Source organism: Achromobacter sp. (genome assembly GCF_050285585.1).
Classification (GTDB): domain Bacteria; phylum Pseudomonadota; class Gammaproteobacteria; order Burkholderiales; family Burkholderiaceae_B; genus Achromobacter.
The window spans coordinates 15750-31918 of the sequence record NZ_JBLZXF010000043.1 but is presented as its reverse complement, the minus strand read 5'-3'; the positions used below and the strand labels follow the sequence as shown (position 1 = coordinate 31918).

The following is a 16169-nucleotide window of genomic DNA, read 5'->3' as shown; positions in this document are numbered from 1 at the left end:
GCGTCTTCGACCTCGAACCAGTCAAACGCCGCGCTCATGCCGTCGCGCAAGCTGGCGTAGATCTTCTTGAGGCTGACCACCTGGGCGGGCTGGATGGATTCCAGACGACGCTGGATGCGCTTCTCGATGTGATCCTTGCTGACACCGAAGGGCGCGAAGGCGTCGATCATCTTCTGCATGGCCTCTGGGCTGGTGTCAGCCTTGGACTTCAGCGTGATTTCGGCCTGTTCCATGGCCGCGTCGATCACGTCGCCCGGGACGATGGCCAGGATGCAGGCGCGCACGCGGCGCTGAGCCATGTTCGACATCAGCTCGTAGATGTCGCGCTCGTCCTTGATCGGGTAGCCGCCTTTCTTGGTGTCTCGCCAGTGGCGCACCTGGAACTGCAACTGGCGGCGCGTGCGGGATTGCAGGTCGAACGCGAAGGCCTCGACCTCGCTGTACGTCACGCCATCCGTGCCGCGGCCGCGCGCGACCTCCCGGAAGCCGAATTCCATGTTCCCCCAGTTCTGAGCGATGGTTTCGGCAGACCGGATGCTGGGGCCGTCCACTTCGCTGCCGCCGCGGCTGAATTGGTATTTCGCCACTTCGGCCAAGCGCGGACGGGTGAAGGCGTTCAGGATGTTGTCCATGGCCTGCACCTGGTCGCGGGGGAATTGCTGGGCCATCAGCAGCTTGGCCTGCACTTCGGCGACGCCGCGGGCTTGGTCGCTGACGGCCAGCGCGCTGCTGGCGTCGTTGCGCGGGGCGACTGCGAACGGGTTTTGTACGTGGTCGTTCATGTGAACCTCGGGAATCAGAGCGCCCAGGCGGGCAGGGATACGGTTTCAATGGCGGTGGAATAGCCCGGCCAATCGTTGGCGGCCAGGCAACGGGCATAGGTCTCCAGGTCCTGGCGATACAGCGCGCGGCCGGCGTCTAGCCCCTGGTCGTCCAGCATCACGGCACTGGCCGCATAGGGCCATTCCGTCTCGACCGCCACGAAAACGAAGGCCAGCACTTCCAGGCCGCTGGCGCGCGCGAAGCCATCGCTGTAGAACGCGTCCTGCACGTGGTAGCGCTTGCGGGCGATCTGGCGCGCGAACTCGGCCGGGCTGGCGTCGCTGTAGGTCTTGACGTCGAGCAGGATCACGCCGTTGTCGCCGGCGGGGTGCACCCAGTCAGGGCGGCAGCGGCACAGCACGCCGGTGTCGGGGTCGATCCAGTAGGCGGACACCTCAGGGCGGCCGGCGTCCAGCGCCTCGGCCACGTCCGGCAGGCGGCGCACGCTCTCGGCTTGGCGCAAGGCCGTCTCGCGCTGAGCGTGCGTGATGATCGTGCGGCCGGCGCTGCTTTCGCTCCACGCGCGCCACCACTCCATCGCCTCCACGCTTTCCGGGCTGGGCTTCTTGGCATTCCACTGGGCCTCGGTGGGCCGGCGCGGCGCATCCGCAGGCAGCACGGCGTAGCGCTTGTCGAACTCGGCCGGCTCCAGGATGGCGCAGTGCGCGAGCTGGCCTTCCAGCTGGCCGGCGCGCTCCTTCTCGGGCGGCCGGGCTGGATCCAGATGCAGGGCATAGAACGTGGCCGGCGAGCGCGCCACGTGGTCCAGGCCGGTCTTGCTGATGCCGGCGCCGCCGTGATACGCCTCAATGTCCTGGCCGTCGATCGTGCACGGCGCGTCGATCAGGGCGACGGGTTCGGTGATGGCGTTCATGCTTCGGACTCCGGCACGCCAGACCGAATGCGCAGCTCGCGGATCGTGTCGGCGGTGAATTGGCTGTCCGGCGTGTGGCCGAACCATTCGCAAGCGGCGACGACGCCATACGCGCGGATGACGTTCTCGAAGGCGTCATTCGGGACGCGCTCGTCAACGGGCGGAATCTCGCCGGGGCCGCCGTGGGGGATGCGGTGCATGGTCATTCCTTCGCGACGACCACGGTCTTGCCGCAGCCTTCGCAGGTGGGGTAGGGGGTGGACTGGCTGTCCAGCGTCGGGCCCAGCACGCAGGCCATGAGGACGCCGGCGGCCAGGGAGGCGGTGCCGATCAGCAGGTCGCCGTGGGTGCGCAGGAGGCGGCGGATCATTGGGCACCTCGCGCACGGATCATCTCGTCGGCGTAACACCAGTTCCAGCGGACGATGCGCTGCACGCAATCCGTTTCGCCGTCGATCCAGCCGAAATCCTCCGGCGCGGCAGGGGCATGCGTCGCGAAGAAGTCGCGCAGGGTCATGCCCGTGGAGCTGTAATCCGGATCGTCATAGTGGGCGTTGCGAGTCGGATAGGCAGGCCCGCCGTCGTTGATCGTGCTCATTGCTGCTCTCCCTTGGCCTTGGCGATGGCGGCGCGGGCGGCGTCCTTGGCCGCGTCTTCCGCGGCTTCGATCTGCTGCAGCAGTCGCTCGTGCGTATCAGGGTCAACGTCGCTCAGTGCGAGCTGGGCATAAGCAGCATCGGCCTGGGCCCGCTTCTGCAGCGCCTCCAGCAGCTCCGGCGCGGCGGCGACCTTGCGGCCGTTCTGGGCGCGCACGTCGCAGCCAAAGCCGCTGCCGGTGTCTCTGACCCACGGCCCGGGCGTGTGTTTCGTCGTCATTCGTCTCTCCAGCAGCGCGCCATCAAGGCGTCGCCGATCAGGGCAATTGCATAAAGGGCGCACAGGCCCCACACGGCGTAGGCCATCATTTGCGGCTCGCCGGCAGTTCGAACGACACGTCCAGCTGCCGGTCCTGGTCCTCGATCGCGTCGGCCAGGTTCTCTACGTAGTGCGCGCTGGCGCCGTCCATGAACTTGCTGAACAGCTCGCCGATCCGGCCGAACGTGTCGCCGTGCGCGTAGGCCCTCGCCACCGCGTCGAAGGCGTCGACCAAGTCCTGCTTGCCGATGCTGTCCTCGTAGACGGCATGCGCGGCCAGCTGGCGGTTCTCGCCGGCTACGCAGTAGCGGACGACCTCATGCATGCCGTCACGCAGCGCCATGCGCACATCCCAGGTCAGGTCCATGCGCAATTCCTGCGCGGAGGTAAGACGGATTTCGGGGCGGGCGTTCATGATCAGTTCCGCCCTTCGTGTTCGGCCTGGCGCGCCATTTCCTGGTAGTGCACCAGCGTGGCGAAACGGCGGAACTCGTCGGCCCAGCCGGTACGGATGCGCTTGCGGTTGTTCGCGTCGCCGTGCTCCCAGGCCGCGGCCAGCGTGCGGATGAACGTGTCGCCCGTGCGGCTCATTTCGAGCACGGCCCGCTCGTCGGTCACAGGCGGGTAGGGCAGTTGGGGAGCGGGCGGGGCCTTGGCGTCCATCCAGTTCGGAGCCTTGGCGCGAGCCTCCAGCAAGTGGTCAGCAGCGATCAGGGCTTCCGTGGCGGAGGCAATGGCTTCTGCGGCGTGCTGCTGGCCATCTTCCACGGCGGCAACCAGAACGGCGCGCACAGTGTCCTCGAAGAGGTATTTCATGGTTTTCTCCTTGCCCCGGCACCCGGGGCGGGGTGGGGGGGGGTTAGGCGGGCAGGGTCGTCTTGGCGACGATCTGGCTGGCCAGGGATTCACACTCGTCAACGCAGTAGGGCAGGTCGCGCATCACGCCCGTGCTGCCGCCATGGGAGCGGTCGCCAGAGTGCGCGCAGTCGAAACCGAACCACCACAGAGCGGAAGGCGCCGGGTAATCGGCGGTGCCATTCGAGTAGGTAATGCCGCCGTGAACGTCAAACACGACTTCAGGCGACTGCATGCGGTGTTCATCGCCGGCGGCGCAAAGCAGCGCCAAGGGGCTGCGCTTGCCAATCGTTTCGCCTTCGGCCGGCCGCATCAGCGCAACGCAGGGCTGGCTGTACCGGATACCGAACAACGGATGTCCTGCCGGCACGCCCACGTAACCGCAGCGGTGCGAATCGCGCACCCAGATGACCACGGCGCGCAGGCCTGCTTCAGTGGTCCAGTCCTTCTCGACGTCGTAGCTCACTCTGTTCTCCCTGGTTGCTCACCGGGTGGTGAGGCTTTTAAATCACCATTTGGTGATGTGTTGGGAGAAGATTACCAAATGGTAATTGGCGGAGCAATACCAAATGGTAATTTAATTTGTAACGGGCAAAAAAAAACCGCCCGTAGGCGGTTGAACTGCGTGGATGCTGACTATCGGCAATTCACGTTATAGAAGTTGCCGAGCTGCTGGCCTGTGCAGTTCACGGCCGGCGCGCGCGGGTTGGCGATAGCCTGTCCCATATAGATGGCGGATAAGGCCTGCGACAGCCTCGCGCTTTCGGCGGCCTCGCGTCGTTGGATAGCGTCTTCTTCAAGGGTAATTTGGCGATTGACCCAAGACGTCACCTGCGCGCCAACGTACATTTGCGCGTCGGCCATCTGTTCGGCGGTGATCTTGCCTGCGTCTCTGGCCCTTGCAATAGGCATCATGATTGCGGCGCCGGAGACGATCGCCTCTTGAAAGATCGGGCTCTTTAGGCCGTAGCCGTATTCGCTCATCTTCTGGTAAGCCTGGGCGAACGACTGTTCGCCGGCCAGCGCGGCGTTGTTCTGACGTTGCAGCTCCGCAACTGCCGCGTCCCACTGGGTCTTGCGGTCTGCCTGCCGCTGCTGAGCCGCGCAACCGGCCAGGGTGGCCACGAACACCGCGATGAGCATCAGTCGTTTCATAACCATTTCCCCCTCCTTAGACAGGAACGAATTTCCCAATCACCACTCCGCAGATCGTAGCGCGACCATTCACCTTGATCACCTTTTCGGGCCAGTCCGGGTTCAACGGCCGCAGGAACATTTCACCATCCTCGATGATGAGTTGCTTGAACGTTGCGCGCTCTTCATCGTCCAGGCGGACTACGACGTGCTTGCCACTGTAGGCCTCGCGCGCCGGGTCGACAAAGATGATGTCGCCGTCCTGAAACTTCTTCTCCATGCTCACGCCCTGCACCCTCAGCGCAAAGGTATTCGGGCCGTGCGCCACCGGGCACGGTAGCCATTCGTCAGCGTCGGTGGGCTGGAAGTTGTCGCATATTTCAGCCCATGCGCCTGCTTGCACCCAGGAAATCACTGGTACCAACCCCCTTATCTCCGGCCCCGCGCTGATGTTGTCTCCGCTCACGCCGGCGCCCAGCGGACTTCCTTCGTCCGTCTGTTCGAGGTACCGAAGTGGCATGCCCACCGCTTCTTCCAGGTTGCGCGCCTTCCGGCTGCCGAAGGATTTGGTCTTCAGCAATCCGGAAATCTCGCCCTGGTTCAGGCCGTGTCGCGCGACGAACGCAGCCATGTTCGGGAAATGGCTGTCGATCCACTTCCGAAGCTGGCGGCGTCGGTTCGCGACTTCTTTGTCTGCGGCGTTGTTCATGCGCGGCATTGTCTATTACCGAAAGATAAATCACCAAAAGGTGTTGACATGACATTACCAAATGGTAAAGTCGCGACATGCGCACCGAAAACGAAATCCCCACCCGAGTCCCCGTCGAGCCACTGTTGCAGTGGCTCCGGGATACCCCGAAAGCCGATGCGGAGGCCCGCTGTGCTGCCCGCGGCACGTCTGTTGGCTACCTGCGGCAGATCGCCTATGGCTACAAGGTCGCCGGGCTGATCGGCGCCGACATCGAGCTGATAACGGAAGGGAAGTGTCGGCGGCAGGACCTGCGCCCGAACGACTTCGCGCGGTATTGGCCCGAGCTCGCCGACGCGGCCCAGCAGGAGGCGGCGTAGATGAAGACCGCCGAGCAGCGTCTCGAAGAACTGGAGACGGTGGTGGCCGCGCTGACGATCCTGTCGACTTGCGCCATGGCCGCGGCTGTTGGCGACGATGCCGTGCCATTGATTCGAACCGTGGCCGAGAAATCGCCGGATCTGCCCGACGAAGTTCGCAAGATGCTGCGCCGCATCGCCGACGCGGCTGAAGGGCGCCAGAAATGACCCCATCAATGCACCGTCGCGCCGACGCGGTCGTCGGTGGCCCAGGCCATGCGGTCGCGCTCATTGCACAGCTCACGGAACAGGTCCATCACCGCGGCTTCGCTCGGGTCCACGAAGGTCCGGCGCGCGATGTCCTGGGCGTGGTTCAGCAATTTCTCGGTTTCCGTCACCTCTTATCCCTCGCTCTTTGTTCATAAGGAAGTACTCGATGAGCACGCAACCAGTATCTGCCGACAAGCAGGAAAGCACCCGCAAGATCGGCGCAAGGTATTTGGCCGAGGTATTGCAGCGGCTTGCATTGACCACGCAGGACCGTGCAGCGTCTTGCATGGGCATGGACGCCAGCACGCTCAGCCGCTTCAAGGCGGAGCACCTGGAGCGCGCCTGCCAGCTGTTGGCCGCTGTTGGGCTGCAGGTCGCGGCGGCTGATGCCGTCGTCGTGAGCAGGGACGACCTGCAAGCGCTCAAGCGTATGGCCTACAAATACCTGCAGGCCGAGATCGAATCGGAAGAGCGGGACTGACATGCGCCAGCGCCTGCACAACCCCCGCACCTTCTTGCTGATCGGCGCGAGCCAGCAGGCCGCCGCGCAGACGTTCCTGGCCAACCTGCCGCTGGATGCCGACGAGCCGCTGGAAGTGGTCGTGCGCGAGCGCGTCAAGCCGCGCAAGATGAGCCAGAACGCCCTGATGTGGGTCGGCCCGCTGTCCGACATCGCTGAGCAGGCCTGGGTGAACGGCAAGCGCTTCACCGCCGAGGCTTGGCATGAACACTTCAAGCGTGAATTCCTGCCCGAAGAGTACGACCCCGAGCTGTGCCAGGAAGGCTACGTGAAGTGGCAGATCACCCCGCGCGGCGACCGCGCGCTGGTGGGCAGCACCACCATGCTGACCGTGAAGGGCATGGCGCAGTACCTGACCCAGGTGGAAGCCGCCGGCGCCGAGCTGGGCGTCGAATTCCGCGCGCGCGAGGCCCGGCCATGAAAAAAGCCGAGATTTCGGCAGGCGGTCTGCGCAACAGTTCTCTCATGAGATCTGCGCCCCTGACCCGCAAGACCCCGCTCAAGGCCTCTACGGGCCTGCAGCGCACCCCATTCAAGCGCCGCGCGCCGAAGAAGCGCCCCGGCCACGAACCGAAGTACCTGGCCGCGTGCCGTGGCGAGCGCTGCTACCTGCAATTCGCCGGGTGCTGCAGCTACGAAGGCGACCCAACGGTCGTGCCTGCCCACCAGAACCAGGGGAAGGGCACCGGGCTGAAGGTCCATGACCGTTTTTCCGTTCCCGCCTGCCACTTCTGCCACGCGCTCTACGACCAGAGCGGGATCGACCGAGAAACCAAGCGCGCCACCTTCGACTGGGCATACACCCGGTGGGAGCCTGCGCGCGCCGAGAAGATGGGCGCCCAATGAGCTATGACGTGATGAAGGCCTGCCGGCCCCTGCAGATGCCTTCCTCGCCGAAGGCGGTGTTGATGGCACTGGCCGACTATGCCGACGAGGCCGGCTCGGCTTGGCCGTCGATTCCGACGCTGTGCGAGTACACGTGCCTGTCCGAGCGCACCGTTCATGCCGCCATCAAGTGGCTGGAACAGGCCAAGGTCGTGACCGCCGACCGGTCGAACGGACGGCACACGACCTATGTTGTGGATGCGAATTCCTTTCAACAACCCCCGCAGCAGCTGCACCCCCGCAATATTTGCACCCCCGCAAATCCCGCAGTCACCCCCGCAGCTGTTGCGGTGGTACCCCCGCAAATCCCGCAGTCACCCCCGCAGCAGCTGCGGTCTAACAACCAAGAACCACCAAAGGAACAACCAGGAACCACCAATAAGCCCGCGCCTGTCCGCCCGATCCCCAAACGTCCAAACCTGGCCGACCTGGACCTGCCGGACTGGCTGCCACGCGAGGCCTGGGTGGACTGGGTGCACCACCGGATCGCCGTGAAGGCTCCGATGACCGAGCGCGCGGCCACGATGGCCATCAGCCACCTCGCCAAGCTGCGAGCCGGCGGCAATGACCCGGTGGCGGTGATCGAGCAGAGCGTGCGCAGCGGGAAGTGGACCGACCTGTACCCCCTGCGCGATCAGCGCGGCGGCTTCGGCATGCCCATGGCCCGCCAGGCCGCTGCAGAGGCGGAGCACCAGAGATTTCTGCAACTGACCAGCGGCGGAGGCATGTGATGCAGCCCAACGATAACGACGCATTTGGCAAGCGCCTGGCGGGCGTCTTCGAGGTGTACAACCGCACGCGGCCGTCAGCCGAGGCTATGGCCGTCTGGTGGCGGATTCTGCAACCGTTCCCTCTGGACGCCGTAAGTCGCGCCCTGGGAACGTACACGCGCACCGAACCGAAGTTTCCGCCGACGCCGGCCCAGATCCTGGAGTTGCTGGGGCAGGGCGCCGGAGACAGCCGGCTGACGGCTGATGAGGCTTGGCCTGTGGCGTTGGCGTCCCAGGATGAAGCCGAAACCGTCGTCTGGACCGACGAAATCGCCCAGGCGTTTGCTGCCTGCCGGCCGGTCCTCGATGCCGGCGACGACGTGGGCGCGCGCATGGCATTCCGCGCGGCCTACGAGCGGCTGGTGGCGGCCGCCAGGATGGAGGGCAAGCCTGCCGCCTGGTCCGTGTCCCTCGGGTTCAACGCTGAGCGTCGCGCCGTGGCGCTGGAGCGCGCCGTGCACCTCGGCCAACTGTCGGCGCCGGCCATCGAACACCTCCTGCCGGCTCCGGCCGACGTAACCCCAGATGACCAGGCCGCGGCCGAGAACATCGCCCGTCTCAAGCAGATGTTGGCCAACGCCATGAGCCCAGCCGAGAAGCGCGCGAAGCAGCGCGAGCAGCTGGCGGCGGCCGAGCGGGAGCGCCTGGACAGGCTCAAGGCACAGGCCTCCGCCAAAGTCGAACAACTGCAGAAAGGAGCAGCCGCATGAAAGAGCCCGTTCACGTCGCCGATGACATGAAGGACTTCATGTCTGACCTGCGCCAGAGGGTTGATTACCCAATGGTTCCGGCGGCCTGGTCCGCTGACCTCGCGGTCAAGTTCTCCAATATCCGCCGCGCGTACCGCGAGTTCCAAGCGCGGGTGGATGTCGGTCTGGAAAGCTGGTTCGGCGAGAACCAGTACGCGGTTGGCGACTGGGTCCTGATCTTTTCGCCGATTGAGCAGGAGGCCTGGTACCACATCCGCCGTGCCGGCCTACCCATGTGGCCGCAATTGCCCGTGGCGGGGTTCTTCCTGGACTTCGGCAACCCCATCGCCAAGGTAGCGTTGGAGTGCGACGGCGCCAAGTTCCACGACGCCCGCAAGGATGCCGCGCGCGACCGGAAGCTGGCCGCGCTCGGGTGGACGATCTACCGCGTCCCCGGGTGGCAATGCATGCGCGATGTGGAGCTCCCCGACGGATACGAATACCTGGAGCGAGAGGACCGGCTCCTTGCTCGCCAGGAAGCGCGCGCCCAGACCCTCCTGCCGGTGATTGAGCAACTGGCCTCCCATTTCCCCCGCAAGGACCACGACGCATGACCCTACCCAACCTCACCCAATCCGCCGACGTGGCGCTGGATCCGATGGCCGGCACGCTGCTGCAGACCGGGCGCATTGTTTTCGCTCCCGATTTCCGCAGCATGCCCAGCGTGCCGGCGCCGACTCCGTGCCATTGCATCGGGCCGCAGCCGGGAGAGAAGCTTTGCCCCTGCGCGCTCCGTGCGGCGTCGGACACCTTCGCGCGCGCGGTAGGCGTTCCCGACCCCCGGGCGCGGGGTGGTGCTGAAAAGGCCCCCAATGCCTTGCCACGCCGCGCCAATGCTGGATCTACCCTGGTGCCGCAGCCGGGCGTGAACGTCAACATCCTGGCGCTGGACCTGGGCACGAAGTTGGGCTGGGCGATGCTGCCGCGCGGCGGCCAGATCACCCACGGCACCGAGTCGTTCGCGCCACGCAAGTCCTGGTCGCCCGGGCAGCGGTGGCAGCGGTTCCGCTCGTTCCTGCACGAGGTGGTGGCGCGCCACAACGTTCACGTCATCGCCTACGAGGACGTCAAGCGCCACGTCGGCACCGACGCCGCGCACGCCTACGGCGCCTTCCTGGCCCTCACCGAACTGGTCGCCGACAGCCACAGGGTGCGGCTGGTACCGGTGGGCGTGGGCACGATCAAGAAGCATTGGACGGGGAAGGGCAACGCCGACAAGGGCGCCATGCTGGCTCAGGCCCGCGCCCGCGGCTTCCGCCCCGAGACCGACAACGACGCCGACGCCCTGGCCATCCTGCACTGGGCGGTGGATCAGGAGCGCAAAGCATGAAGATCCGCGCCATCCGCCGCCGTCAGGCACGCCTTTCGCGCGGCGAGCCGGGCTATCTGGACCGGTATCTGAATCGCGCCGACCGGCGCTATGTCGACGCTTGCATGGCGCAACTGCAACAGGCGGCTCGCAAGGTGACCAAGTTCTTTTCCCAATGGGACTACCCCAAGAGGTCGTCATGAACAAACCCCACATCAAGCTCCTTGGTGGCGTGTGGCGCTGCCAGGACGGTGACGCTATGGCCACCGGGCAGACGCCGCGCGACTGCTACACGCGCTGGCTCGCCGCCGCCATCAAGGTCGCATTCCAGCGTGGCGGACAGGCCGACGCCGTTGTGCCGCTGCCCAAGCCGAAGCGCCAGCCCGCGCAGCGCCGGCCGCAGAAGCCCAAGGCGCTCGACGGCCTGGATATCCCGGTCTTCGTCGCCGCGCCGCGCACCAGCAACGTCCTGGCGCGCCCGGCGCTCAGCCTGTCGTCCGTCGGCCTGCGCCTGAACAGCGAGCGCGCGCTGGCGGCCCAGCCGAAAACGCCCTCGCTCTCGGGCGGGCGGCGGGGAGGGGAGTGACAATGGAAAATCCGTTCCGCGAGACGCTGGAAGACCTCCTGACGATCTGGTATCACTGGACCGCCGCGCAGCGCCCGCACCTGGGCAACGCCCGCTGCTCCCCCATGTTCCGCGACGCCCGCCCGGCGGCGGGGAATGTCCACGACGATGACGACGAGGTCGCCACCAGGCTGCGCGCCTTCAAGGCCCGGGCCATAGACCACCTCATCGACAGGCTGCCGCGCTGGGAGCATCGGGTGTCCGTCGAGCTGCATGTGGCCAACCGGATCGGGCCGCGCATCTGGCGCAATGCCCGCCTGACGCCCGAGCAGCTGGCCGAGTACTGGGAGGAAGCCCGCTACCTGCTGGGAGCCGGGTGCATCGATGCCGGCCTGCTGGAGGAAGCGGACCTCCACCCCTGCGTCACGCGTGGGCTTGCACATCGCGAAATTCGGCAGTAGCATTGCGCCAAGTCTGGAAAAGTGCGCCCGCAACCGAGAGGTTGGCGGGCGTTTTTCGTTGCAGCCCTCGTTCTCTGGTGGTCCCAGAGGCGGGGGCTTTTTCATTGGAGCCGCTGGGATGCCGAACGGCAGGGAATACACCGACGAGGAAGCGCTGGATCTGGCCCTGGCCGTCTGCGCGGATATCTCGGCCGGTATGTCGTGCGTGAAAGCCTGCCGCAAGAAGGGCCGGCCCGCGCGATCCACGTTCATGCTGTGGGTGAAGACCAACCACATGGGCATCCAGCCGCTGTACGAGGCGGCGCTCAAGGACCGCGCGCACACCTTCGCCGAAGAGATGATCGAAATCGCCGACGGTGTGAAGGGCGGCACGGCCGACCAGATCCGCGCGGCCGACCTGCGGATCTCCACCCGGAAATGGAACGCCGCGCGCATGGAGCCAACCGTCTACGGCGAGCGCGTGCGCCAGGAACACACCGGCGCCAACGGCGCGCCGATCCAGACCGAGTCCATCGTCAACGTCGAGGCCGGGGAAGCCTACCTCCGGATGATCAATGGCGGCCACGGCAACGCTTGACTGGTTCGACTTCCGGGCGCCCGACTATGACCGGGTGTACCGGCTGAGGTCTGAGCGCCTGGCGGCCCTGCGTGCCGATCCCGGCTTGCTGGCGGGCGTGAAAGAGTTCTACAAGACGCACCCGGCCGAGTTCGTCAACGACTGGGGCATGACCTTCGACCCGCGCAACGCGGAAATCGGTCTGCCCACCATCATCCCGTTCGTGCTGTTCCCCAAGCAGGCGGAATTCGTCGAGTTCTGCTATCGGAAATGGAAGGGCCGCGAGGACGGCCTGGCCGAGAAGTCCCGTGACATGGGCGTCTCCTGGCTGTGCGTGGGCTTCGCTGTCTGGATGTGGACGTTCTACAAGGGCGCGGTGGCCGGCTTCGGCAGCCGCAAGGAAGAGTATGTCGACAAGCTGGGTGACCCGAAGTCCCTTTTCTGGAAGGTCCGCCAGTTCATCGCGCTGCTGCCGGTCGAGTTCCGGCCGGTCGGCTACAACGAGACGCGCGACGCGCTGCATATGCGCATTTCCAACCCGGAGAACGGCGCGGTGATCGTGGGCGAGGCCGGCGACAACATCGGCCGGGGAAACCGGACCTCGATCTATTTCAAGGACGAATCGGCCTTCTACGAGCGGGCCGAGGCCATCGACGCCGCCCTGTCGCAGACGTCCAACTGCAAGATCGACGTGTCCACGCCCAACGGCAACGGCGGCCCGTTCTACCGCAAGCGCTTTGGCGGCAAGATCGAGGTCTTCACGTTCAACTGGCGCGACGACCCGCGCAAAGATGATGCCTGGTATCGCCAGCAGTGTGAGAAGAATGACCCCGTCATCGTCGCCCAGGAAATCGACATCAACTACGACGCCTCCGTGACCAATTCCTGGATCCCGGGCGAAACCGTGAACCAGGCGATGGGGCGCGGCCCGGCGGACGTGGAAGCGGTGGGCGGCCTGCGCGTCGGTATCGACGTGGCGCGCTTCGGCGGCGACAAGTCCGTGATCACCTTCCGCCGCGGCCGCGTGCTGATCAAGCAGGAAGTCCGCGCGGGGCTGGACACCGAGCAGCTGGCCGCTCTGGCCAAGACCGAAATCGATGCCTACCGCACGAAGCCGGAGCAGATTGCCGTGGACACCATCGGGATCGGCGCCGGCGTGGCGGACAAGCTGCGCGTCTGGTACGGCGACCTGGTGGCTGACGTCAACAGCTCCCTACGGCTATCGGACGGGCAGAACTACAACCTGCGCGCCTTCATGTGGCGCCAGATGAAGGAATGGGTGGCCGCCGGCGCATCCGTCCCCAACGACGGCGACCTGAAAGCCGAGCTCACCGCCCTGCGCTACTCCTACCGCGGCGGCGAACTCCTGATCGAATCCAAAGACGACGCGAAGAAACGCGGCATCAAGTCGCCTGACCGCGCTGACTCCCTGGCGCTCACCTTCGCCATTCCCGGCAGCGCTGCATTCAGCCAGCCGATCAACTATCCGTCCCTCGGAACCTTCTGATGCCCAAGCTAGACGACGCCGAATTCGAGAAGATCCTGGACAGCCAGATCAACGAGGCCGCCAGCTGGCAGGAAGAGCATTTCAGCCAGGATCGGGAGCGCAACTACAAGGCCTACCTGGGCGAAGCCGCGCCGGCGCCCGAGGGCCGCTCGCAGGCCGTCTCCTGGGACGTCTTCGAGACCATCGAATCCGCGCTGCCCGACTTGATCGAAATCCTGTGCGGTGGCGACACCGTGGCCGCCTTCGAGCCGGTGGGCGAAGAGGATGAGGCGTTCTCCGAGCAGGCCACGGATTACATCAACTACATCGCGCTGAAGCAAAACCCGGGCTTTCTGATCTTCAACACGTGGATCAAGGACGCGCTGCTGTCCAAGATCGGCGTGGTGCGAGCCTACTGGGCCACGACAGAAAAGGTCGTGACCCGCGACTATACCGGTCTGGATGCCGACCAGCTGACCATGCTGATGGGCCAGGAAGGGGCGGAGGTCACGGCCCAGTCGAGCCAAGACGACCCGCAGGACGTGGAGCAGCGCCAGCGCATCGCCGGGTCCTTGAACGTCATGGCTCCCGATCAGCGCATGGCGGCAGCCGTCTACCTGCAATCGCCCGTGCGGCAGCTCTACGACGTCACCATCAAATGCACGCGCAAGAAGTCGCGCACCTACATCGACAACGTCCAGCCCGAGAATTTCATCATCAGCGCCCGGGCCAAGACCCTGGCCGCGGCGGACATCGTGGGCGAGATGAAGGCCCTGACCCGGTCGGATATGCGCGAACTGGGCTACCCAGAGGCCAAGGTCAAGACGGTCCAGTCGTTCGACGTCGTCGCGGACCAGACCCAAGGCATCGCCCAGACCGCCAGCGACGAAACGGCGGACCCGACCGTCGGTGAGGACTCACCGGACGACGCGACCGAGCCGGTGCTGGTGTTCGATGGCTTCATCCGCCTGGACTACGACGGCGACGGCATCTCCGAGTGGCGCCGCGTCGTGCGTGGCAGCAATGCAACGCTGGTCAACGAGGAAGCCGAGGGCCACGACTTCGCCGTCATGTCGCCCATCCTGATCCCGCACCGCCTGATTGGCATGGCGCTGGCGGACCCGGTCCTGCCGCTGCAGCAGTCCAGCACCACCATGCTGCGCCAATACACCGACAGCCTGGTCCTGGCCAACAACCCGCGCACGGCCGTCCTGGACGGGCAGGTCAACCTGGACGACCTGCTGAACAACCGCATCGGCGGCATCGTCCGCGTCAAGGCGCTCGGCGCGGCGGCTCCGTTGCAAACCGCCAACGTCGCAGACTCGGCCCTCCAGGGCATCGAGTTCAACGACAGCAAGCGCGAGGCCCGCACGGGCATTACCCGCTACAACCAGGGCCTGGACGCCGACACGCTGAACAAGACCGCCACGGGCGTGACGAAGATCATGTCGGCCGGCGACGCGCGCAAGAAGATGATGGCGCGCATCATGGCCGAGACGGGCATCAAGGACCTTTTCCGCCTGCTGCTGCGGATCGTCACCGACAACCAGGACAAGGCCGCCACCTATCGCCTGCGCGGCGAATGGGTGCGAGTCGACCCCTCGCCCTGGAACCCCGAAATGGACGTCACCATCGAGCCGGGGCAGGGCACGGGTGACAAGTCCCAGACCGTCCAGACGCTCCAGGGCGTGCTGGAGGCGCAGAAGGAAGCCCTGGCCGCCGGCCTGCCGCTGGTGGACACCAAGAAGATCTACAACACGCTGGACGCGATCCTGAAGGCCGCGGGGATCAAGGGCACCAGCAAGTATTTCAACGACCCCGACCAGACGCCGCCTGGGCAGCCGCAGGGCACGCCGCAAGGACAGGACGGCGAGCCCAACGCCGACGCCCTAGCGCAGGCCCAGGTAAAGGCCGCCGAACTGGACCTGCAGGGCAAGCAGTTGCAGATCGCGGCCAACATGCAGGCCAAGCAGGCTGACGTCGAAATCGAGAGGGTGAAGCTGCAACAGGCTCAGGTCCAGCTGGCCATCAAGGAGCGGGAGCTGGCCATCAAGGAAGCGGAATTGCAGATCAAGCAGCAGGATCTGCGGCTGAAGGCTGCCAAGGACGCCGCCGACACCGAACTGAAGGCCCGCGAGCAGGACCGCAAGGACATCGAAACCGCCGCCGGCTTGGTGGCCCCCGTGGGGATCCCCGTATGAGCGAGCTGACCAACGAGCAGCACCAGGCCCTGGACCGCGCGAACCGCGCCGCGGCCATAACGCAGGATCCTCTGCTGGTGGGCGCCGTTGCCCAGCTGGAAGAGGACCTTTTCGAGGTCTGGAAGGACCCCAAGCTGACCCCCGAGCAGCGCGAAGAGTTGCACCGCATGCAGAAGACCCTGACCCGATTCGTGGGTGTGCTGGATGCCTATGTCGTGGGCGGCGCAGAGGCGCGCCATATCCTGGGGCTGCCCGCCCCTGAGAAGTCGTTTTTTCAACGCATCAAGGAGCTGATCCATGGCCAAGAAGGCTGAACCCCCGAAGAAGGATGCGCCGGCGCACGAAGACGCCGCGGCGCCCGTCATGCTGCCCACCGAAGTCCCGGAAACGCCCGTCACCTCGGCGCCGGCCGAACAGGCTCCCGCTGTGCCCGCGGTAACCGCCTCGGATGATCCCCCGGCGCCGGAGGCTCCCGCAATCGACGCTCTGCCGGTATTCATCCGCAAGCACGAAGACGCCGCGGCGCGGCGCGGTGCCGAGCGTGGCGAGCAGATCGTGGTGGTGGAAGTCAGCCATCCGGGTGCCGGTGAAGCGGCTGCCGTCTTCCCGGGCCGAGACGGCGGTATCCGCCTGTCCCGCGGCGATGCCGGCGCGGTCTACAGCGATGGTTCGAAACACATCACGCCGTGAACCTTTTTCGGGCCTGCTGCCAGCCCCCTGATGGCAGCCGTAAGAAAGACCAACCGAATAG

At 65.8% G+C, this 16169-nt stretch carries 29 protein-coding genes; 17 read left to right on the top strand and 12 right to left on the bottom strand.

Annotation, left to right across the window (positions count from 1 at the left end):
- The 11 genes from ACN6PJ_RS28530 to ACN6PJ_RS28480 form a co-directional block, all read right to left on the bottom strand.
- Positions 1-782: hypothetical protein (locus tag ACN6PJ_RS28530; RefSeq protein WP_427999096.1), on the bottom strand; the 782-nt coding region annotated here is incomplete at its 3' end.
- A 14-nt stretch (positions 783-796) separates the two neighbouring features.
- Entirely contained in the window at positions 797-1696 is a 900-nt protein-coding gene (locus ACN6PJ_RS28525; RefSeq protein WP_421442099.1) for a PD-(D/E)XK nuclease-like domain-containing protein, read from the bottom strand.
- Positions 1693-1896, bottom strand: coding sequence for a hypothetical protein (locus tag ACN6PJ_RS28520; protein ID WP_421442100.1), 204 nt, complete (start codon positions 1894-1896; stop codon positions 1693-1695). The genes ACN6PJ_RS28525 and ACN6PJ_RS28520 overlap by 4 nt, the downstream gene beginning before the upstream one ends.
- A gap of 2 nt (positions 1897-1898) precedes the next feature.
- Positions 1899-2066 carry a hypothetical protein gene (locus ACN6PJ_RS28515; RefSeq protein ID WP_427999095.1) on the bottom strand — a complete coding sequence of 56 codons (168 nt, stop codon included), beginning with the start codon at positions 2064-2066 and terminating at the stop codon, positions 1899-1901.
- Positions 2063-2293: a hypothetical protein gene (locus ACN6PJ_RS28510; protein ID WP_427999094.1), complete on the bottom strand. Its 231-nt coding sequence runs from the start codon at positions 2291-2293 to the stop codon at positions 2063-2065. Before ACN6PJ_RS28510 ends, ACN6PJ_RS28515 begins: the two co-directional genes overlap by 4 nt.
- A complete protein-coding gene (locus ACN6PJ_RS28505; RefSeq protein WP_427999093.1) occupies positions 2290-2571 on the bottom strand; it encodes a hypothetical protein in 282 nt (93 codons plus the stop codon). The genes ACN6PJ_RS28510 and ACN6PJ_RS28505 overlap by 4 nt, the downstream gene beginning before the upstream one ends.
- 85 nt (positions 2572-2656) lie before the next feature.
- Positions 2657-3025 (bottom strand): hypothetical protein, encoded by a 369-nt coding sequence (locus ACN6PJ_RS28500; protein WP_427999091.1) that lies wholly within the window; start codon positions 3023-3025, stop codon positions 2657-2659.
- Positions 3026-3027: 2 nt separating this feature from the next.
- Positions 3028-3426 (bottom strand): hypothetical protein, encoded by a 399-nt coding sequence (locus ACN6PJ_RS28495; RefSeq protein ID WP_427999090.1) that lies wholly within the window; start codon positions 3424-3426, stop codon positions 3028-3030.
- A gap of 43 nt (positions 3427-3469) precedes the next feature.
- A complete protein-coding gene (locus ACN6PJ_RS28490; RefSeq protein ID WP_427999089.1) occupies positions 3470-3931 on the bottom strand; it encodes a hypothetical protein in 462 nt (153 codons plus the stop codon).
- 170 nt (positions 3932-4101) lie between these two features.
- Entirely contained in the window at positions 4102-4620 is a 519-nt protein-coding gene (locus tag ACN6PJ_RS28485) for a hypothetical protein (protein WP_427999088.1), read from the bottom strand.
- Positions 4621-4636: 16 nt separating this feature from the next.
- A complete protein-coding gene (locus ACN6PJ_RS28480; protein ID WP_421440907.1) occupies positions 4637-5308 on the bottom strand; it encodes a LexA family protein in 672 nt (223 codons plus the stop codon).
- 77 nt (positions 5309-5385) lie between these two features.
- On the opposite strand from ACN6PJ_RS28480, the gene ACN6PJ_RS28475 reads away from it, so the two are divergent.
- Positions 5386-5667: a transcriptional regulator gene (locus tag ACN6PJ_RS28475; protein ID WP_427999087.1), complete on the top strand. Its 282-nt coding sequence runs from the start codon at positions 5386-5388 to the stop codon at positions 5665-5667.
- A complete protein-coding gene (locus ACN6PJ_RS28470) occupies positions 5668-5874 on the top strand; it encodes a hypothetical protein (RefSeq protein WP_427999086.1) in 207 nt (68 codons plus the stop codon).
- 5 nt (positions 5875-5879) lie between these two features.
- Here the strand turns inward: ACN6PJ_RS28470 and ACN6PJ_RS28465 are convergent, their stop codons facing one another.
- On the bottom strand, positions 5880-6044 hold the full coding sequence (locus ACN6PJ_RS28465) for a hypothetical protein (protein WP_427999085.1): 165 nt from the start codon (positions 6042-6044) through the stop codon (positions 5880-5882).
- A gap of 38 nt (positions 6045-6082) precedes the next feature.
- Here ACN6PJ_RS28465 and ACN6PJ_RS28460 point away from each other — a divergent pair, with 38 nt between their 5' ends.
- The 15 genes from ACN6PJ_RS28460 (at position 6083) to ACN6PJ_RS28390 (ending at position 16108) form a co-directional block, all read left to right on the top strand.
- Positions 6083-6397: a CII family transcriptional regulator gene (locus tag ACN6PJ_RS28460; RefSeq protein ID WP_125283735.1), complete on the top strand. Its 315-nt coding sequence runs from the start codon at positions 6083-6085 to the stop codon at positions 6395-6397.
- Between the two features lies 1 nt (position 6398).
- Positions 6399-6857 carry a recombination protein NinB gene (locus ACN6PJ_RS28455; protein WP_427999084.1) on the top strand — a complete coding sequence of 153 codons (459 nt, stop codon included), beginning with the start codon at positions 6399-6401 and terminating at the stop codon, positions 6855-6857.
- A 44-nt stretch (positions 6858-6901) separates the two neighbouring features.
- Positions 6902-7282, top strand: a complete 381-nt coding sequence (locus tag ACN6PJ_RS28450; RefSeq protein WP_427999083.1) for a hypothetical protein — start codon at positions 6902-6904, stop codon at positions 7280-7282.
- Positions 7279-8052, top strand: a complete 774-nt coding sequence (locus ACN6PJ_RS28445; protein ID WP_427999082.1) for a helix-turn-helix domain-containing protein — start codon at positions 7279-7281, stop codon at positions 8050-8052. Before ACN6PJ_RS28450 ends, ACN6PJ_RS28445 begins: the two co-directional genes overlap by 4 nt.
- Positions 8052-8801, top strand: a complete 750-nt coding sequence (locus ACN6PJ_RS28440; protein ID WP_427999081.1) for a hypothetical protein — start codon at positions 8052-8054, stop codon at positions 8799-8801. Before ACN6PJ_RS28445 ends, ACN6PJ_RS28440 begins: the two co-directional genes overlap by 1 nt.
- A complete protein-coding gene (locus ACN6PJ_RS28435) occupies positions 8798-9394 on the top strand; it encodes an endonuclease domain-containing protein (protein ID WP_427999080.1) in 597 nt (198 codons plus the stop codon). The genes ACN6PJ_RS28440 and ACN6PJ_RS28435 overlap by 4 nt, the downstream gene beginning before the upstream one ends.
- Complete coding sequence (locus tag ACN6PJ_RS28430) at positions 9391-10170, top strand: hypothetical protein (RefSeq protein ID WP_427999079.1); 780 nt, start codon at positions 9391-9393, stop codon at positions 10168-10170. The genes ACN6PJ_RS28435 and ACN6PJ_RS28430 overlap by 4 nt, the downstream gene beginning before the upstream one ends.
- Positions 10167-10352, top strand: a complete 186-nt coding sequence (locus ACN6PJ_RS28425) for a hypothetical protein (protein ID WP_343499667.1) — start codon at positions 10167-10169, stop codon at positions 10350-10352. Before ACN6PJ_RS28430 ends, ACN6PJ_RS28425 begins: the two co-directional genes overlap by 4 nt.
- Positions 10349-10735 (top strand): hypothetical protein, encoded by a 387-nt coding sequence (locus ACN6PJ_RS28420; protein WP_427999078.1) that lies wholly within the window; start codon positions 10349-10351, stop codon positions 10733-10735. The genes ACN6PJ_RS28425 and ACN6PJ_RS28420 overlap by 4 nt, the downstream gene beginning before the upstream one ends.
- A gap of 2 nt (positions 10736-10737) precedes the next feature.
- Positions 10738-11175 carry a hypothetical protein gene (locus ACN6PJ_RS28415; protein WP_427999077.1) on the top strand — a complete coding sequence of 146 codons (438 nt, stop codon included), beginning with the start codon at positions 10738-10740 and terminating at the stop codon, positions 11173-11175.
- Between the two features lie 118 nt (positions 11176-11293).
- On the top strand, positions 11294-11752 hold the full coding sequence (locus ACN6PJ_RS28410; protein ID WP_427999076.1) for a hypothetical protein: 459 nt from the start codon (positions 11294-11296) through the stop codon (positions 11750-11752).
- A complete protein-coding gene (locus ACN6PJ_RS28405) occupies positions 11730-13238 on the top strand; it encodes a TerL protein (RefSeq protein WP_427999075.1) in 1509 nt (502 codons plus the stop codon). Before ACN6PJ_RS28410 ends, ACN6PJ_RS28405 begins: the two co-directional genes overlap by 23 nt.
- Positions 13238-15418 (top strand): portal protein, encoded by a 2181-nt coding sequence (locus ACN6PJ_RS28400; protein ID WP_427999074.1) that lies wholly within the window; start codon positions 13238-13240, stop codon positions 15416-15418. Before ACN6PJ_RS28405 ends, ACN6PJ_RS28400 begins: the two co-directional genes overlap by 1 nt.
- Positions 15415-15732 carry a hypothetical protein gene (locus ACN6PJ_RS28395; RefSeq protein ID WP_427999073.1) on the top strand — a complete coding sequence of 106 codons (318 nt, stop codon included), beginning with the start codon at positions 15415-15417 and terminating at the stop codon, positions 15730-15732. The genes ACN6PJ_RS28400 and ACN6PJ_RS28395 overlap by 4 nt, the downstream gene beginning before the upstream one ends.
- Positions 15716-16108, top strand: coding sequence for a hypothetical protein (locus ACN6PJ_RS28390; protein WP_427999072.1), 393 nt, complete (start codon positions 15716-15718; stop codon positions 16106-16108). Before ACN6PJ_RS28395 ends, ACN6PJ_RS28390 begins: the two co-directional genes overlap by 17 nt.
- The last annotated feature ends 61 nt before the right edge of the window (positions 16109-16169 follow it).

What these genes read in the sequence shown, in the direction of transcription:
- ACN6PJ_RS28525 (WP_421442099.1), bottom strand. Translation starts at nt 1,696, where the DNA reads ATGAACGCCATCACCGAACCCGTCGCCCTGATCGACGCGCCGTGCACG.
- ACN6PJ_RS28520 (WP_421442100.1), bottom strand. Translation starts at nt 1,896, where the DNA reads ATGCACCGCATCCCCCACGGCGGCCCCGGCGAGATTCCGCCCGTTGAC.
- ACN6PJ_RS28515 (WP_427999095.1), bottom strand. Translation starts at nt 2,066, where the DNA reads ATGATCCGCCGCCTCCTGCGCACCCACGGCGACCTGCTGATCGGCACC.
- ACN6PJ_RS28510 (WP_427999094.1), bottom strand. Translation starts at nt 2,293, where the DNA reads ATGAGCACGATCAACGACGGCGGGCCTGCCTATCCGACTCGCAACGCC.
- ACN6PJ_RS28505 (WP_427999093.1), bottom strand. Translation starts at nt 2,571, where the DNA reads ATGACGACGAAACACACGCCCGGGCCGTGGGTCAGAGACACCGGCAGC.
- ACN6PJ_RS28500 (WP_427999091.1), bottom strand. Translation starts at nt 3,025, where the DNA reads ATGAACGCCCGCCCCGAAATCCGTCTTACCTCCGCGCAGGAATTGCGC.
- ACN6PJ_RS28495 (WP_427999090.1), bottom strand. Translation starts at nt 3,426, where the DNA reads ATGAAATACCTCTTCGAGGACACTGTGCGCGCCGTTCTGGTTGCCGCC.
- ACN6PJ_RS28485 (WP_427999088.1), bottom strand. Translation starts at nt 4,620, where the DNA reads ATGAAACGACTGATGCTCATCGCGGTGTTCGTGGCCACCCTGGCCGGT.
- ACN6PJ_RS28480 (WP_421440907.1), bottom strand. Translation starts at nt 5,308, where the DNA reads ATGAACAACGCCGCAGACAAAGAAGTCGCGAACCGACGCCGCCAGCTT.
- ACN6PJ_RS28475 (WP_427999087.1), top strand. Translation starts at nt 5,386, where the DNA reads ATGCGCACCGAAAACGAAATCCCCACCCGAGTCCCCGTCGAGCCACTG.
- ACN6PJ_RS28470 (WP_427999086.1), top strand. Translation starts at nt 5,668, where the DNA reads ATGAAGACCGCCGAGCAGCGTCTCGAAGAACTGGAGACGGTGGTGGCC.
- ACN6PJ_RS28460 (WP_125283735.1), top strand. Translation starts at nt 6,083, where the DNA reads ATGAGCACGCAACCAGTATCTGCCGACAAGCAGGAAAGCACCCGCAAG.
- ACN6PJ_RS28455 (WP_427999084.1), top strand. Translation starts at nt 6,399, where the DNA reads ATGCGCCAGCGCCTGCACAACCCCCGCACCTTCTTGCTGATCGGCGCG.
- ACN6PJ_RS28450 (WP_427999083.1), top strand. Translation starts at nt 6,902, where the DNA reads ATGAGATCTGCGCCCCTGACCCGCAAGACCCCGCTCAAGGCCTCTACG.
- ACN6PJ_RS28445 (WP_427999082.1), top strand. Translation starts at nt 7,279, where the DNA reads ATGAGCTATGACGTGATGAAGGCCTGCCGGCCCCTGCAGATGCCTTCC.
- ACN6PJ_RS28440 (WP_427999081.1), top strand. Translation starts at nt 8,052, where the DNA reads ATGCAGCCCAACGATAACGACGCATTTGGCAAGCGCCTGGCGGGCGTC.
- ACN6PJ_RS28435 (WP_427999080.1), top strand. Translation starts at nt 8,798, where the DNA reads ATGAAAGAGCCCGTTCACGTCGCCGATGACATGAAGGACTTCATGTCT.
- ACN6PJ_RS28430 (WP_427999079.1), top strand. Translation starts at nt 9,391, where the DNA reads ATGACCCTACCCAACCTCACCCAATCCGCCGACGTGGCGCTGGATCCG.
- ACN6PJ_RS28425 (WP_343499667.1), top strand. Translation starts at nt 10,167, where the DNA reads ATGAAGATCCGCGCCATCCGCCGCCGTCAGGCACGCCTTTCGCGCGGC.
- ACN6PJ_RS28420 (WP_427999078.1), top strand. Translation starts at nt 10,349, where the DNA reads ATGAACAAACCCCACATCAAGCTCCTTGGTGGCGTGTGGCGCTGCCAG.
- ACN6PJ_RS28415 (WP_427999077.1), top strand. Translation starts at nt 10,738, where the DNA reads ATGGAAAATCCGTTCCGCGAGACGCTGGAAGACCTCCTGACGATCTGG.
- ACN6PJ_RS28410 (WP_427999076.1), top strand. Translation starts at nt 11,294, where the DNA reads ATGCCGAACGGCAGGGAATACACCGACGAGGAAGCGCTGGATCTGGCC.
- ACN6PJ_RS28405 (WP_427999075.1), top strand. Translation starts at nt 11,730, where the DNA reads ATGGCGGCCACGGCAACGCTTGACTGGTTCGACTTCCGGGCGCCCGAC.
- ACN6PJ_RS28400 (WP_427999074.1), top strand. Translation starts at nt 13,238, where the DNA reads ATGCCCAAGCTAGACGACGCCGAATTCGAGAAGATCCTGGACAGCCAG.
- ACN6PJ_RS28395 (WP_427999073.1), top strand. Translation starts at nt 15,415, where the DNA reads ATGAGCGAGCTGACCAACGAGCAGCACCAGGCCCTGGACCGCGCGAAC.
- ACN6PJ_RS28390 (WP_427999072.1), top strand. Translation starts at nt 15,716, where the DNA reads ATGGCCAAGAAGGCTGAACCCCCGAAGAAGGATGCGCCGGCGCACGAA.